The organism is Pseudomonas sp. PAMC 25886, from assembly GCF_000242655.1.
GTDB lineage: Bacteria > Pseudomonadota > Gammaproteobacteria > Pseudomonadales > Pseudomonadaceae > Aquipseudomonas.
Genome location: NZ_AHHC01000049.1, coordinates 1 through 14,495, shown reverse-complemented (window position 1 = coordinate 14,495; position 14,495 = coordinate 1). Strand labels below are relative to the sequence as shown.

At 64.7% G+C, this 14,495-nt stretch carries 10 protein-coding genes; 7 read left to right on the top strand and 3 right to left on the bottom strand.

Annotation, left to right across the window (positions count from 1 at the left end; all coding sequences use genetic code 11):
* Positions 1 to 670: 670 nt before the first annotated feature.
* The 3 genes from MUM_RS0115380 to MUM_RS0115370 form a co-directional block, all read right to left on the bottom strand.
* The gene (locus tag MUM_RS0115380) at positions 671 to 2,518 is read right to left on the bottom strand and encodes an ABC transporter ATP-binding protein (protein ID WP_010171294.1); all 1,848 of its coding nucleotides are present in this window, start codon (positions 2,516 to 2,518) and stop codon (positions 671 to 673) included.
* Positions 2,511 to 4,277 carry an ABC transporter ATP-binding protein gene (locus MUM_RS0115375; protein WP_010171293.1) on the bottom strand — a complete coding sequence of 589 codons (1,767 nt, stop codon included), beginning with the start codon at positions 4,275 to 4,277 and terminating at the stop codon, positions 2,511 to 2,513. Before MUM_RS0115375 ends, MUM_RS0115380 begins: the two co-directional genes overlap by 8 nt.
* Before the next feature lie 147 nt (positions 4,278 to 4,424).
* Positions 4,425 to 5,657 (bottom strand): acyl-CoA dehydrogenase family protein, encoded by a 1,233-nt coding sequence (locus MUM_RS0115370; RefSeq protein ID WP_010171290.1) that lies wholly within the window; start codon positions 5,655 to 5,657, stop codon positions 4,425 to 4,427.
* Positions 5,658 to 6,070: 413 nt separating this feature from the next.
* On the opposite strand from MUM_RS0115370, the gene MUM_RS0115365 reads away from it, so the two are divergent.
* The 7 genes from MUM_RS0115365 to MUM_RS0115335 all read left to right on the top strand — a co-directional run bounded on the left by MUM_RS0115365 (position 6,071) and on the right by MUM_RS0115335 (position 14,434).
* Positions 6,071 to 7,114: an ABC transporter substrate-binding protein gene (locus MUM_RS0115365; RefSeq protein ID WP_010171288.1), complete on the top strand. Its 1,044-nt coding sequence runs from the start codon at positions 6,071 to 6,073 to the stop codon at positions 7,112 to 7,114.
* Positions 7,115 to 7,130: 16 nt separating this feature from the next.
* Positions 7,131 to 7,862, top strand: a complete 732-nt coding sequence (locus tag MUM_RS0115360; RefSeq protein ID WP_010171286.1) for a class II aldolase/adducin family protein — start codon at positions 7,131 to 7,133, stop codon at positions 7,860 to 7,862.
* Between the two features lie 198 nt (positions 7,863 to 8,060).
* On the top strand, positions 8,061 to 9,236 hold the full coding sequence (locus MUM_RS0115355) for an LLM class flavin-dependent oxidoreductase (protein ID WP_010171284.1): 1,176 nt from the start codon (positions 8,061 to 8,063) through the stop codon (positions 9,234 to 9,236).
* A 3-nt stretch (positions 9,237 to 9,239) separates the two neighbouring features.
* Positions 9,240 to 10,790, top strand: a complete 1,551-nt coding sequence (locus MUM_RS0115350; protein ID WP_010171282.1) for an ABC transporter substrate-binding protein — start codon at positions 9,240 to 9,242, stop codon at positions 10,788 to 10,790.
* Positions 10,783 to 11,826: an ABC transporter permease gene (locus tag MUM_RS0115345; protein ID WP_010171280.1), complete on the top strand. Its 1,044-nt coding sequence runs from the start codon at positions 10,783 to 10,785 to the stop codon at positions 11,824 to 11,826. The genes MUM_RS0115350 and MUM_RS0115345 overlap by 8 nt, the downstream gene beginning before the upstream one ends.
* Positions 11,823 to 12,659, top strand: a complete 837-nt coding sequence (locus MUM_RS0115340) for an ABC transporter permease (protein WP_010171278.1) — start codon at positions 11,823 to 11,825, stop codon at positions 12,657 to 12,659. Before MUM_RS0115345 ends, MUM_RS0115340 begins: the two co-directional genes overlap by 4 nt.
* Positions 12,656 to 14,434, top strand: coding sequence for a dipeptide ABC transporter ATP-binding protein (locus tag MUM_RS0115335; protein WP_010171276.1), 1,779 nt, complete (start codon positions 12,656 to 12,658; stop codon positions 14,432 to 14,434). The genes MUM_RS0115340 and MUM_RS0115335 overlap by 4 nt, the downstream gene beginning before the upstream one ends.
* The last annotated feature ends 61 nt before the right edge of the window (positions 14,435 to 14,495 follow it).

Here is a 14,495-nt window from a genome sequence, read left to right as displayed (position 1 = left end):
CCTGCCCCGTCGCGGCTAAACCGGCGTCCTGCCGGTTTACCCGCTCCTCAATCCCTGCGTTCGGCCTCGGGCTTATTGGGGCAGTCAGAGCCAGATCAAGATCAAAAGCAAGAGCACAGCGGCCTACCGGCCGGCTTGAGTGGTAGAAGCCAAATCAAAAGCGAAAGCCAAAGCGAAAACCAAATCTGAAACTGCTGCGGCTCTGCTTTTCTGTGGGAGCTGGCTTGCCTGCGATGCAGACACCTCGGTTTTTCAGGTACACCCAGTAGATGCCATCGCAGGCAAGCCAGCTCCCACATTTGACCGTGCCCGCTGTAGATTTTGATTTTGATTTTGCCTTTGCTTCACACCACTCAAGCCGGCCTGTAGGCCGCTGTGCTGTTGATCTGCTTTTGATCTTGATCTTAGGCGCCCCGTTAAACCACGCTGGCCGAACGCAGGTAGTACGGAGCGGGTAAACCGGCAGGACGCCGGTTTAGCCGCGACGGGGCAGGGACGCCCCGTCGCGGCGGCCCGCGGAGTAATGCCGGAGTGAGGGCACACCGAGCCTAGGCGAGGTGCCGAGTGGTGGGGCAAGAGCGTTTTGCTTACTTTTGCGCTGTTCAAAAGTGAGCCGCTGTAAGAGCGGAACCAATAGCGGCCATCACCCAAATAACGGATATACCCCCAATCACCCAGCCACCAAATCCCCCACCCGAGCACTCCGCAAATACGTCTGATACAACGCCGCATAAGCCCCCCCACGCTCAATCAACGCATCATGCGCCCCAAGCTCCACCACCTGCCCATGCCTCACCACGGCAATCCGGTCCGCGTCCCGTATGGTCGCCAACCGGTGGGCAATGATGATCGCCGTACGCCCCAGACACAGCCTGCGCAACGCCCGCTGAATCCGCCGCTCCGTGTGAATATCCACCGCCGAAGTCGCCTCATCCAGTACCAGCACCGCCGGGTCCGCCAGATACGCCCGCACCAGGCAAACGAGCTGCCGCTGCCCATGGCTCAAATGGGCACCCAAAGGCCCGACCTCGGTGTGGTACTGATGGGGCAACCGCTCCAACACCTCATCCGCCCCAAGCTCCCGGGCCGCCGCGATCAATGTCGCGTCATCCGCCAGTGGTGCCGCCAGCCGCAAGTTGTCGAGAATGCTCCCGCTGAACAACACATTGTCCTGCAACACCACCCCGACATTGCGCCGCAACGCATGCTGGGCCAACTCCCGCACATCAATCCCATCCAGCCGCACCGCGCCCGACTGCACCTCGTAAAACCGCGTCAGCAACTGCACCAGCGTGCTTTTCCCGTGCCCCGACGGCCCGACAATCGCCAACACTTCACCCGCCGGGATATGCAAATCCAGCCCATTGATCACCGGCGTCTGCGCACTCGGCACATAGCTGAAGTCCACTTTTTCAAACCGCACCTCACCCCGTGCCCGGCCCAAGTGCCGGGGAGTAGCGCTGTCGGTGATCTGCGCCTGGGTATCCAGCAACAGGAAAATCCGCTGCGCCGACGCCGAGCCGGTGGCATAGCGCTCAAACAGGTCCGACAGTTCCTGCAACGGCCCCAAAAACAAAAACACGTAGAACAGACTCTCCGCCATTTGCCCGACCGACACCTCGCCCGCCGCCAGTCCATAACCGCCCACCAGCAGCAACAAGGCGATCCCCGCCGAACTCAGCAACGCCGTAAAGGGTGCGAACCACCCCGACCGCAGGCTGCCGCGAATCAGCGCCTGGTTGAAGTCATCCAGCAACCCGCGATAACGCCGCAGGTTCGGCGCCTCCTGCGCGCACTGCTGCAGCATTCGGGCGCCGCTGACGCTTTCCACCAGGTGTGCGGTAAAGCGGCTGCGGTTTTCCGCGACCCTGGCCCAGTTGCGCTGGGAGATCCGCTTGAAACTCCAGGTCGCCAGCACCAGCAACGGTACGGTGGCCGCCAGGCTGAGGAAGAAGCGCGGGTCGATACGCCATAGCATCACCGACGCCAGACCGCAGCGCAGCATGGCACCGAGCAGCTCCGGCGGGCCCTGGATCACCAGGGGTTCAAGGGCATCCACGTCGCGGTCAACCCGGGAAATGATCCGCCCGGCGCGGGTCTGGTCGAAGTAGCTCACGCTCAAACCCTGGACATGCGCAAACACCTGTACCCGCAGGGCATTCAGCACGCGAATCGCCGCGCCTCCGGCGACGAACTGCGAGACCCCGGCCAGCAGGAAGCGCACCAGCCAACTGGCGGCCAGCCCAAGGCCCAGCCACAGCACCAGGCGCTCATCCAGCAGCCAGTGGTCGGCTTGTTGAATCAAGCCACGGTCCAGCAGTTCACGCACGAACCAGGGTCGCAAAAACACTGTGAATACCAGCAATAACTCAATGCCGATCACCGCGAAAATCGCGCGGCGGATTGGCCTGAGCAGCGGCAGCAAGCGTTTGAACATGCTGCGGTCGAGGGCCTTTTTCGCGAGCATTTCTTCGATTTCGATATCGCTCAAGGCTTTGCCGGCGATTGGATTAGCCATGGTCGATCCCCAGCAGGTCGCGGTAGTGCGGGTTGGTGTGTTGCAGCTCGGCGTGTGGCCCTGCGGCGGCGATTTTGCCGTGCGCCAGCATCAGCACCCGATCGGCCAGGAGGATGGTCGACAACTTGCTGGAGATCACCAGCACCGTGGTGCCACGCAGTTCCCGCAGGTTATTCAGCACGCGGCGTTCGCTGATGGCGTCGAGGGCGCTGGTGGCGTCGTCCAGGCACAGAATGTCCGGTTTGCCGAGCAACGCCCGGGCCAGGCACAGGCGCTGGCGCTGGCCGCCCGACAAGGTCACGCCACGATCACCCAGCGGCGTGGCGAGGCCGTGGGGCAGGCGCAGCAAGATGTCGTCGGCGGCGGCGAGGTGCAGGGCCTCGAGCAATTGTTCATCGGTGGCGTCGGGGGCGGTCAGGCGCAGGTTGGCGGCGAGGCTCCCGGCAAACAGGAAGCTCTCTTGCGGCACCACGTGCACCCGTTGGCGCAGCGTGCCCAGGTCCAGTTCGCGAATGTCTTGCCAGCCAGCATCGTCATGGCCGAGCAACACACGTCCGGCGCTGACATCGGTGAGGCGCGGCAGCAGGCTGGCCAACAAGCTTTTCCCGGTACCGGTGGCGCCCACCAACGCGACAATTTCTCCGGGCACCAGGGTCAGCGAACAGTCATGCAGAATGTCCCGGCCACCGCCGGGAGCGCTCACACTGACGTGCTCCAGATGCAGCCCCAGGGGCGAAGCGGGCAGGGTGGCGCTGCCGCTGCGGATGGCGGCCGGGGCGTCCAGCAGTTGCCAGATTCGCTCGGCACTGGCCCGGGCATCGGCGAAGGTCTGCATCACCCGGCCAATGCCTTCGATGCGAAATACCAGGGTGGTGGCGATCAGCAGCGAGGTCACCAGTTCGCCGATGCCCAGTTGGCCGGCGGCGACCAGATGGGCACCGTAGACCAGGATCCAGACATGGCCGAGAGCGACCACTGCCTGGGGCAGCGGAATGCGTGAGCTGGAATAAGCCAGCGCCTGGCGGGCCAGCCCGGCGAACACTGCGACCTGTTCGGAGAAGCCCTGGATACGGCTCTGCTCAAGGGCAAAGGACTTGATCACCCGCACGCCGCCGATGCCTTCGCTGAGGTCCTGGTTGACCCGGTCGTAGGCCGCGCCGACGTTGCGGTCGAGTTCAACCAAGCGTTCGGTCTGCCGCACGAAAATCCACAGCCCGGTGACGGTCAGCAGCAGCGGTACCAACCCCAGCCACGGGTTGTACCAGCTCAACAGGCCAACGGTGGCCAGCACTACCAGCGGGGTTTCCACCACCTGGCGCCAGAAGGTGATCAGGGCGTCCCGTACCTTGTCGGCATCGCGGGTGGTGCGGGTGATCATCTCGCCCATGCCGTGCTGCCAGTGATAGCCCAGGTGCAGGCTTTGCACCTGGGCGAGGATGCGTTCGCGCAGGCGCGTCAGCAGTTCCTGGCTGAGCACTAGGGACAACACGCTGGCGGCGTATTGCAGTACGCCACGGCCCAGGGCCACGGCGAGCATCAGCCATAACCAGTGCCAGCCCAGGCTGGCGTCGAGGCTGCCGTCGGCCTGGCGGATCACCGCGCGGCCGGCGCTTACGTCGTTGACGGCATGGCCGATCAGCCATTGTTGCCAGACAAGGCCGAGGTTGATGGCCACGAACAGCCCGGCGACCAGAGCGAAACGCCAGGGCATTTCGCGGTAGATCGCCAGGCTGCGCAGAAGAGGGTGTCTTTCGATCATGAAAAGCTCAATGGGGGTTATTGATCGTTCCCAAACTGTGGCGAGGGAGCTTGCTCCCGTTGGGTTGCGAAGCGACCCCAAAAGAGGGGCCTGCTGCGCACTCCAGCGGGAGCAAGCTCCCTCGCCACAGGGATGTGTCGGGCGGGTCTAGCGAGTGGTAGCTCCCTGGGTTTCCTTGGCGTTCAAGATCGCCGTGTACTCCCCCGGATCAATCCCGTTCAGGTAGTAATTGCCCACATGGTGCAAACGCCAGCGAATCGGGTCATGGGTGGTGTGCACCCGCGCGTTGCGCCAGAACCGGTCCAGGTTCCATTTGCTCAGGGACGAACTGGCCCCCAGCAACGAGAAAATATCGCTGGAAATCTTCAACGAGGCGCTGTCCGAATGCGCCCGTGCGGTGGCCACCGACAGGATCAACTCGTCCTGGAGTTCCTTGTTTTCCGGGTCCAGTTCATGCTCGTCAAACACCCGCGCCGCATCCCGCAGCAGTGACTCGGCCGCGCGCAGGGCCACCGCGTATTCGCCGATCTGCTTGATGATGTGCGGCTCTTCATTGGCGTGGTCCACGCCGCTTTCCACCCACGGCCGGGCGTTGTGCTTGAGGTAGTCCACCGCAGCGGTCAGCGCGCCCGAGGCAATCCCGGTATCGATTGCCGCGTGCAGGATCTGCGGGAAGGTCAGCCCGGTGCGCTTCATCGGGCCCTTGCGCCGGGAGACGAAGTCTTCGTCCAGTTCGATGTTGTCGAAATTCACCGTGCCGCTGACCGAGTTTTTCTGGCCGAAGGCTTCCCAGTCGTCCACCAGGGTCAGGCCCGGCGCGTTGCGGTTGAGCAGCACACCGGCACCGCCATCATCAGAGGCGGCGGTGAGGGAGATCCACTCGGCAAGGTAGGAACCGGTGGAGTAGAACTTGCTGCCATTCAGTACCAGCTTGCCGTCGGCACGCCGCTCGACGCGGGTCTTGAGGGCGAACTTGTTCTTGCCACCGACTTCCGCCAGGGCGTTGCCAAAACGCTTGCCGGCCAATACATCAGCCACCAGGCGATCACGCACCGCATCCGGATAGCCGTTGAAGATGCCCCGTAGCATCACGTTGTGAATCTGCAGCAACTGCCCCACACCGCCATCGGCCACCGAGACCAGGCGCACGGTTTCGACGATGGTTTGCACCGAGGCACCCAGCCCGCCAAATGCCTTGGGCACGCCGATGGCGGTCAGGCCGCTCTGGGACAGCAATTGCGCCTGGCGCCACGGCAGTTGGCCGTTCTGGCTGCTGTCGGCGGCGATCGCGGCGATTTCCACGGCGATCTCTTTGGCCGCGGCAATCGCCTCGGCCTCGCTGTGCAGTTGGCGTACCGGTACCTGTTCGAACGTACTCATAGTTTCTTCCCCTGATTTGGCCCGTGCGTTTAAGCCCCTCTGTAGGAGCTGGCTTGCCAGCGATGGTGGTTAACGATGACGCGTACTGACGGGTTTACGCGGTGCACTTGAGGCCATCGCTGGCAAGCCAGCTCCTACAAGGGATTGCGCTGGATGTCGGGCATTGAAGGTGCCTTGAGCAAGTTCTGCGCCAATGCCGAAAACCACGCCTGGCGGGGCCTGCGACAATGGGGGTGTTGCTGGGGCAGCAGTGGCGAACGGGTGACTGCTGGGCCAGCAGCAGCGCTGCTGACAGACCAGCAACAGCGCTTTGGCTGTTTGCGCCAAAGCCTTGTAAACCGGGGCTTTGGCCAATTGGCACGGCCTCTGCAATACCCCCATGGACTGCCTTGCCCAATTCAATGGAGCTGCCCATGACCCTTTCCGCCATCCTGCCCAAGCCTGCGCTTGAGCAGATCTGGTTTACCCGCTGCCCGGTGCCGACCGCTTCCGGCATCGCCTACAAACTCGGTTGGCTGAGCGAGGAATTCGCCGCCGACGGCCTGCCGGTCTCGACCTTGCAGGAGGCCCGTCAACTGGGCCACCACCACTACGATCACGAGCTGCCCGGGCTGTTTCGCGAAGGCGGCAACGTGCCGGCACTGGCGGCCCGTGCCGCCGGTGCGCCGAGCCGTTTGATCGGCCTGACCTGGATCGAGGAATGGCAAACCATCCTGGTCCGCCCGGACTCCGGCATCACGCGTCCCGAACACCTGAAAGGCAAGCGCCTGGCCTTGCCGGCCTGGGGCGACAGCCGCCCGGGCAGCATCGCCCGGGCCATGAGCCTGCACGGCTATAAAGGCGCGTTGAGCCTGGCCGGCCTGGGCTTTGATGATGTGCAACTGGTGGAGGTGGCGCTGCACGATCAGGAGCAGGCGTCCAACCCACAGGAAGGTTTGCAGCGCCTGTGGTCGGGTCTGGATTACCTGGCGCGCGGCGAAGTGGATGCGGTGTACGTCAAGGGCGCTTCGGCCGCCGATGCCGCACGCCGACTGGGCCTGGTGGTGGGCATCGACCTGGACCTGATCGCCGAGCCGCGCTACCGCATCAATAACGGCACGCCGCGCCCGATCACCGTCCACCAGAGCCTGCTGGACAACCACTTTGACCTGGTGGTGCGTTTCCTCGCGCAAACCCTCAGCGCGGCAGACTGGGCTGCGAACAATCGCGAGGGCCTGAACGCGATTCTCGAAGAAGAAACCCGCGCCGGCAGTGCCGGGGTGGCCGAGGCCTATCGCGGCGATTTCCATACCACCCTGGCCCCGGACCTGTCGGCCCAGCGCCTGGACTTCCTCGGTATCCAGAAAGACTTCCTGTACCTGCACGGCTTCCTGGAGCGCGATTTTGCAATCGCCGACTGGGTCGACCCGCGCCCCCTGCAAGCTGCCCATGAACTGTTGGCCAAGCGCCGCGCCTGAACCCGGAGAAACTGCCATGACTGCCATTGTCCACGCCCAACCGATCACCCAGGAACTGCAGGATTTTATCGACAAGGTCCTGCTGGAAGCCGAAGAAGCCTTCACCGTCTTCCGTGAGACCAACACCATCACCGCCAACGGCACCGTGGGCTTTATCGAGCGTGTGCCGGGCCAGGAACTGCTGGTGTCGGTCAACTACGGCGGCCCGTGGAACTACCGCAAGCCGCTGCAGGCCACCGTCACCGACTTTGCCGGCAACGTGATCTTCGGCAAAGGCAAGGGCGGCCTGGGGCGCTACACCAAGCTGTTCCAGCAGCATGCGGACGTGACCACCGTTTCTCATGTGCACTCGCCGTACCTCGGCGCGTGGGCCCAGACCCATCGCACGCTGCCGTTCCACTACGTGCCGGTGCAGCGTTACCAGCTGGCGCGCGAGCTGCCGGTGTACATCGACCGTCGCCAGCAGGAAGTGGATTTCATCCTCGACAAGATCGCTGAAAACCCCTTCAACCTGGCGATCCTCGAAGCCAACGGCGGCTCCACGGTGTGGGGCAAGCAAGGGCTGCGGGCCACGGCTGAATTCATCCTGTTGCTGGAGGAGGGCGCGCAGCTGCAATTGCTGGCAGATGCCCTGGGTGGTTCGCGGGCTTACGGGCCTGGCGTGTTGACCCAGCAGTGGAAGATGAGTGGCTTATACGAACAAGCAACAGCACTCGGCCTGGTCCCCGCCATCGACCGCCGCACCTGAGTACCAGGGCGCTGTTGTGGCGAGGGGGCTTGTCCCCCGTTGGGCTGCGAAGCAGCCCTAAAAGCCGCGATCCCATCCTGTCTGAAAAAAACGCGGTGATCTTATTGGGGCTGCTGCGCAGCCCAACGGGGGACAAGCCCCCTCACCACAGGAAAAATCAGTGCCCATTTTGGCTTCCAACTTCAAGGATGTTGCCCCATGGCGGTAAAAATTCTCTGGTACCTCACCACGCCCGACGGCCCTTATCCATGGGAGCCCGAAGGCCGCTGGAAGACCGACTTCCAGCACCTCAAGCAACTCGCCGTCGCCAGCGACCGCCTGGGGTTCTACGGCTCGCTGCTCGGCTCCAGCCCCAACGAAAGTCTGGCAGTAGCCGCCTCGCTGATCGACGCCACCCAGCGCCTGCGCTTCCTGGTGGCGCAACACCCCGGCGAGTTGTCACCTGCCGTCCTGGCCAAATGGGCCCTGACCTTTGACCAATTCTCCAACGGCCGCCTGTTGTTCAACGTGGTCAACGGCAATGACGCCGGCCTGGCCACCCTCGGCGTGCATTACCCACACGATGAACGCTACGCCTTCAGCCTCGAATACTGGCGCGCCTTCCAGGGCTTCTACGCCGGCGATACTCGGGGTTATGACGGCCAATACGTCAAGCTCGCCCCGCGTGCGCCGGGGGCGGCCAAACATCCGCTGGGCGGCTGGCACCCGCCGTACCAGAAGCCGGGCATCCCGCTGTGGGGCGCCGGCACGTCGGGGCCGGGGGTTGAGCATTCGGTGCAGTTGCTCGACGTGTACCTGAGCTTCGCCAACACCCCGCCAAAACTCGGCGACAAGTTCCGCAAGGTTGCCGCCGAAGCAGCAAAGATCGGCCGTGAACTGACCTTTGGCACCCGCCTGCAAATCATCGTGCGCGAGACCGAAGAAGAGGCCTGGGCCCACGCCGAGAAACTGCTGCAACGTACTTCGCTGCAAACCGCCCGCACTGCCATCGAACGCCAGTTGCCCCCCGGCGTGAGCTTCGAGGATTTCCACAGCGACGACCCGCAAACCCAACGCAACGTCGAGACCATTCGCGCCGGCCGCCTGCCCAAGGCCCGCGACCTGGAGATTTACCCCAACGTGTGGCTCGGCCCGAGCCTGTTCGGCTTCAACATCCTCGGCCCGGCCGCCGGCACTTACCTGGTGGGCAGCGCCGAACAGGTGGCCGAGCGCATTCGCGAGTACGAAGCCCAGGGCACCTCGGCGTTCATCCTGTCGGGCTTCCCGCTGATCGATGAAGCGCACCGGGTGGCGGACCTGCTATTCCCGCTGCTGGACCTGGACCACGGTTTTGAAGTGCCGCGTCTGAACGCCGTGCAACACCAAGAGGCGTAACTGATGAGCGAAGGTTTTTCCCGCCGGGTGTTCCTCGGCAACAGCCTGGCCATCGGCGGCGGTTTGCTGCTGGGTGGCTGTGACAGCGGTGCAGCGCTGGCGGCGGTGCTGTCGAGCACACCGACTACCGGCGGACGCCTGCGCATCGGCATCATCGACGGCGACCAGTCCGGCAACCTCGATGCCCACAAACCGGTGGGCGGCGGGATCATTCGCGGCTGGGCGCTGTACAGCAAGTTCTGGGAATGGAACACCGACGTCAGCACGCGCCTGGCCCTGGCCGAGTTCGCCGAGCCGAACGCCGACGCCAGCGCCTGGACCATCCGCATCAAGCCAGGCCTGGAGTTTCACCACGGCAAGACCATCGGCGCCGACGACATGCTGTTCTCGCTGCTGCGCCTCACCGACCCGAAACTGGCCTCGCCGTTTGCCGGCCTGGTGGGCGCCATCGACCGCAATGCGCTGCGCAAGCTGGATGAGCGCACCATCGAAATCCGCTTCAAACAGGGCCAGAGCTTCTTCCCGCTGGATGAAACCCTGATCAGCTTCGGCGGCATCGTGCCCACCGACTACGACCCCATCAGCAATCCGGTGGGCGCCGGCCCCTACAAGCTCAAGCGCTTCGTGCCCGGCCAGCGTTCGCTCTACAGCCGGTTCGAGAATTACTACAAGCCCGGCCAGCCCTACGCCGACGAACTGGAAATCATCGAGTTCAAGGACCAGGTGTCGCGGGTCGCGGCCTTGCGTGCCGGGCAGATCGACGTCGCCAGTGGCGTGCAGGCCGAGCACAGCGCATTGCTCAAGGCCGACTCGCGCCTGTCGCTGTGCGTGTCGCCCAGCACCTCGTTCACCGGCTTCAACCTGAACCTGGCCAAGCCGCCGTTTGATGACGTGCGGGTGCGCCAGGCGTTCCGTTTGCTGGCCGATCGGCAGGAACTGGTAGACCGTGGCCTCAACGGTTTCGGGCGCATCGCCAACGACCTGTATTCGCCCCATGACCCCACCTACAACCATGACATTGCGCAGCGTCCCCGAGACCTGGACCAGGCACGCTCGCTGCTGCGCCAGGCCGGGCAGACCGACCTGCGTGTTGAACTGACGACCCCCTCCGGCCCCGGTGTGAATGCCGCGCTGGTGTTTGCCCAGCAGGCGAAGAAGGCCGGCGTGGAGGTGCGTGTGACCCAGGTCGACGGCGCCGTATTCAACGGCCCGCAGCGTGAACAGTGGCAGCTGTCGCCGGGCTCGACGCCGGCCCGTGGCTTCCTCGCGTCGGCGTTGCACAACGACGCACCGTTGGCGATCTACAACCGCAGCAATTTCCACGACGAGCGCTTCGACGCGCTGTACCGCCAGGCCCTGGCCCAACCGGATCTGCAACTGCGCAAAGGCCTGGTGCACGAGGCCCAGCAGATTCAACACGAGCGCGGCGGGCTGCTGATCTGGGGCTTCAACGACGTGCTGGACGCCGCGTCGGTACGGGTCGGCGGCCTCACGCCGGAACAGACCACCTTCGCCTCCTGGCGCTTTGACGAGTTGTGGTTGAACCATGTCTAAGCCCCTGCGAACGCCGGCCTGGCTGTCGTGGTTCGTCGGCCGCCTGGGCTACGGCCTGCTCACCGCCTGGGTGATCAGCCTGGTGGTGTTCATCGCCACCCAGGCGCTGCCCTCGGACCCGGCCCGGGTGATTCTCGGCCCCGACGCGCCGCTGCAAAGCATCCTCACCCTGCAACATCAACTGGGGCTGGACCAGCCGATCCTGCGGCAATACCTGCGCTGGCTCGGCTCGGCCCTGAGCGGCGACCTGGGGGTGTCACTGGACTCCAACGCGCCAGTCAGCAGCATCCTGTGGGGCCGTTTCGGCTACACCCTGGCGCTGCTCGCCGGGGTCATCGCCGTGGTGGTGCCGGCGGCGCTGGGCATTGGCGTGTACCTGGCGCTGCGCCGCGACAGCCACCTCGACCGCTGGAGCCTGTCGTTGCTGATTTTCCTCAAGGCCACGCCGGGCTTTCTGTTGGCCATCGGCCTGGTGCTGCTGTTTTCCATGCCCCATATGGACTGGTTGCCGGCGGTGTCGATCCTCGACCCGGATCAGTCGCTGTGGCACCAGTTGCCGTTTCTGGTACTGCCGGTGTTGGCCCTGAGCCTGTCGGCGCTGCCGTACCTCACGCGGATGGTACGTGCGGCGATGATCGACGCGCTGGAGTCCGACTACGTGATTGCCGCACGGCTGCGGGGCATTCCCCATTGGCGGATTGTGTGGCGGCACACCTTGCCCAATGCGCTGGTGCCGGCGATTCAAGGCGTGGCGCTGACCCTGCGCACGTTGATCGGCGGCGCAGTGCTGGCCGAGGTGATCTTCAGTTACCCCGGCATCGGCACGGCCCTTAACGCGGCGATCCAGATGCGCGACTTGCCGATGATCCAGGCCATCGTGCTGGTGATCACCCTGGCGGTGGTGCTGATCAATCTGCTGGCCGACCTGTTGACGGTGCTGCTCACGCCCAAGCTGCGCACGGCCCGTCGCGTGACAATGATTTCGCGCAACCGCCGGGGCATTACCCCGTGGTGGCGTTCCCGAGGTGATGCATGAGCAAGAGTCGAGTTTCCCGCTGGCTGGCCGAACCGCAGACCCGCAAAGGTGCGCTGATCACCGTGCTGGTGATCGCCGTGGCGCTGTTGGGCCCGTTGCTGGCGCCCCATGGTTCGACGGACATGGTCGGGCCGGTGTACGGCGCGCCAACGGGTTGGGCGTTGCTCGGGTATGACTTCCTTGGGCATGACGTGTTGTCGCGGCTGCTCAGCGGTGGCCTGTCGGTGTTGTGGATGTCAGTGGCGGCGGCGAGCATTGCCCTCGCGGTGGGCAGCACCCTTGGCTTGCTCGCAGGGCTCTCGCGGCGGCGCCTGGACCAGTTGATCACCTGGCTGGCGGACGTGTCCCTGGCGTTTCCCGACCTGATCCTGGTGCTGTTGATTGTCTCGATGCTGGGCCGTGCGCCGTGGTTGATCGTGCTCACGGTGTCGATTGCATTTATCCCGGGGGTGATTCGCCTGGCGCGGGCCAGCGCGGTGGCGGTGGCGGGGCAGGAATTTGTCGAGGCGGCGCAGATGATGGGCTATTCGCGGCGGCGGATCCTGTTCAAGGAGATCCTGCCGAACATCCTCACGCCATTGCTGGTGCACTTCGGCAACATGCTGACCTGGGGCGTGGGCATGCTCTCGGGCCTGAGTTTTCTCGGTTATGGCGTGGCGCCGCCGACGGCGGACTGGGGCTTGATGATCAATGAAAACCAGGCCGGGTTGCTGGTGCAGCCCTGGGCCGTGCTGGCACCGGCGGTGCTGATCGGCGTATTTGCCTACGGGACCAATATCCTCGCTGAAGGCATCGGCCGCAGCAGCGCGCGCCTGGGAGAAAAACAGCCATGAATGCGATCACGGAGATTACGACAACCGTGCTGCAGGTCAGCGGCTTGCGGGTTGAATTGCCGGGGCAGGTGGATGTGCTGTCCGGGGTGTCCTTCAGCCTGGAGGCCGGCGAAATCCTCGGGTTGGTGGGGGAGTCGGGTTCCGGCAAGACCACGCTGGCCACCGCGCTGCTGGCCCATGCCCGGCGCGACGCGCGGATTGTCGGGGGGCAGGTGCATATCGCCGGCCAGGCGCTGTTGGGCCTGGAAGGTGAAGCCTTGCGCCGCGCCCGTGGCAGCCTGATCGGCTATGTTGCCCAGGACCCGGCCACCGCGCTCAACCCGGCGCTGCGCATTGGCGGCCTGCTGCGCGAAACCCTGGCGGTGCATCCACTCCAGCTGGACAAGGCTGCGCAGCAACAGCGGATTATTGAAACCTTGCGTGATGTGGGTTTGCCGGATGACCCGGAGTTTCTACGGCGCTTTCCCCATCAACTGTCCGGCGGCCAGCAACAGCGGGTGATGCTGGCCCTGGCGTTCGTGCTGCGGCCCCGGCTGATCGTGCTGGACGAGCCCACCACCGCGCTGGACGTCACCACCCAGGCGCATATCCTCGCCACCTTGCGCCGCTTGTGCAAAAGCCAGGGCGTGGCGGCGGTGTATGTGTCCCATGACCTGGCGGTGATCAAGGACCTGGTGGACCGGGTGATGGTGATGTACGCCGGGCGGATTGTTGAAACGGCCAGCCGGGACGGGTTGTTCAGTCGGCCATCCCATCCCTACACCCGAGGCTTGCTGGCGGCGATTCCCGATGTGGCCGGGCGCCGTGAATTACGGGCGATTGGCGGGCATGCCCCGGCACCGGGGCAGCGCCCTCAAGGCTGTGGCTTCGGGCCGCGGTGTGAGCGGTTTCGGCCTGAGTGTTCACAGCAGGAACCGCTATTGCAGGCGCTGTCGGCGGGGCATGAAGTGGCGTGTTTCACACCCCATGATCAGCCGTTGCAGCGCATCGCCCTGGCACCGATTGCCGCCGTGGATGCGCGCACCGATACCGCCTTGCTGGAGATCAGCGGGTTGAACGTGGCGTATGACCGGCAGGTGCTGTTTGACGTGTCGCTGCAGCTGCTGCCGGGGGAATGCCTGGCGCTGGTGGGCGAGTCCGGCTCCGGCAAGACCAGCCTCGCGCGGGCCGTTGCCGGGTTGGGGGAGAATGCCGAAGGCGAGCTGCGTTATGCCGGGCAACCGTTGCCGCTGCAGGCACGGCAGCGTGAGGCGGGGTTGCGGCACCAGATTCAGTACATCTTCCAGAACCCGTACCGGGCGCTGAATCCGCGGCAGACGGTGTACCAGACCTTGAGTGCACCGCTGGAGCATTTCTTTGCAGTGAGCGGCGGCGCCGCACGGGAACGGGTGGAGGCGGTGCTCAAGCGCGTATCGCTGCCGGCGTCGGTGGCCGGGTTGTATCCCCACAGCCTGTCTGGCGGTGAGCGCCAGCGCGTGGCGATTGCCCGGGCGTTGCTGTGTGAGCCGAAGCTGCTGATCTGCGATGAGATCACCTCGGCGCTGGACGTCTCGGTGCAGGCGTCGATCCTGGATTTGCTGCGCCAGTTGCAGCGGGACGGTTTGACGTTGTTGTTTGTCACCCACGACCTGGGCGTGGTGCGGGCGATTGCCGACCGGGTGCTGGTGCTGAAGGTCGGGCGGGTGGTGGAGCAGGGCGCGGTGGATAGCGTGCTGGATCAGCCGCAGGCGGCGTATACGCAGACGTTGCTGGAGCATTCGCCCTCGCTGGGCTGACCGACACTGCTGCGCAGTGATCGCCGGCAAGCCGGCTCCTACACGAAACCTGTAGGAGCCG

Bases quoted from the DNA above. Each gene is read 5' to 3' on its own strand.
- MUM_RS0115380 (WP_010171294.1), bottom strand. From the start codon at position 2,518: ATGGCTAATCCAATCGCCGGCAAAGCCTTGAGCGATATCGAAATCGAA.
- MUM_RS0115375 (WP_010171293.1), bottom strand. From the start codon at position 4,277: ATGATCGAAAGACACCCTCTTCTGCGCAGCCTGGCGATCTACCGCGAA.
- MUM_RS0115370 (WP_010171290.1), bottom strand. From the start codon at position 5,657: ATGAGTACGTTCGAACAGGTACCGGTACGCCAACTGCACAGCGAGGCC.
- MUM_RS0115365 (WP_010171288.1), top strand. From the start codon at position 6,071: ATGACCCTTTCCGCCATCCTGCCCAAGCCTGCGCTTGAGCAGATCTGG.
- MUM_RS0115360 (WP_010171286.1), top strand. From the start codon at position 7,131: ATGACTGCCATTGTCCACGCCCAACCGATCACCCAGGAACTGCAGGAT.
- MUM_RS0115355 (WP_010171284.1), top strand. From the start codon at position 8,061: ATGGCGGTAAAAATTCTCTGGTACCTCACCACGCCCGACGGCCCTTAT.
- MUM_RS0115350 (WP_010171282.1), top strand. From the start codon at position 9,240: ATGAGCGAAGGTTTTTCCCGCCGGGTGTTCCTCGGCAACAGCCTGGCC.
- MUM_RS0115345 (WP_010171280.1), top strand. From the start codon at position 10,783: ATGTCTAAGCCCCTGCGAACGCCGGCCTGGCTGTCGTGGTTCGTCGGC.
- MUM_RS0115340 (WP_010171278.1), top strand. From the start codon at position 11,823: ATGAGCAAGAGTCGAGTTTCCCGCTGGCTGGCCGAACCGCAGACCCGC.
- MUM_RS0115335 (WP_010171276.1), top strand. From the start codon at position 12,656: ATGAATGCGATCACGGAGATTACGACAACCGTGCTGCAGGTCAGCGGC.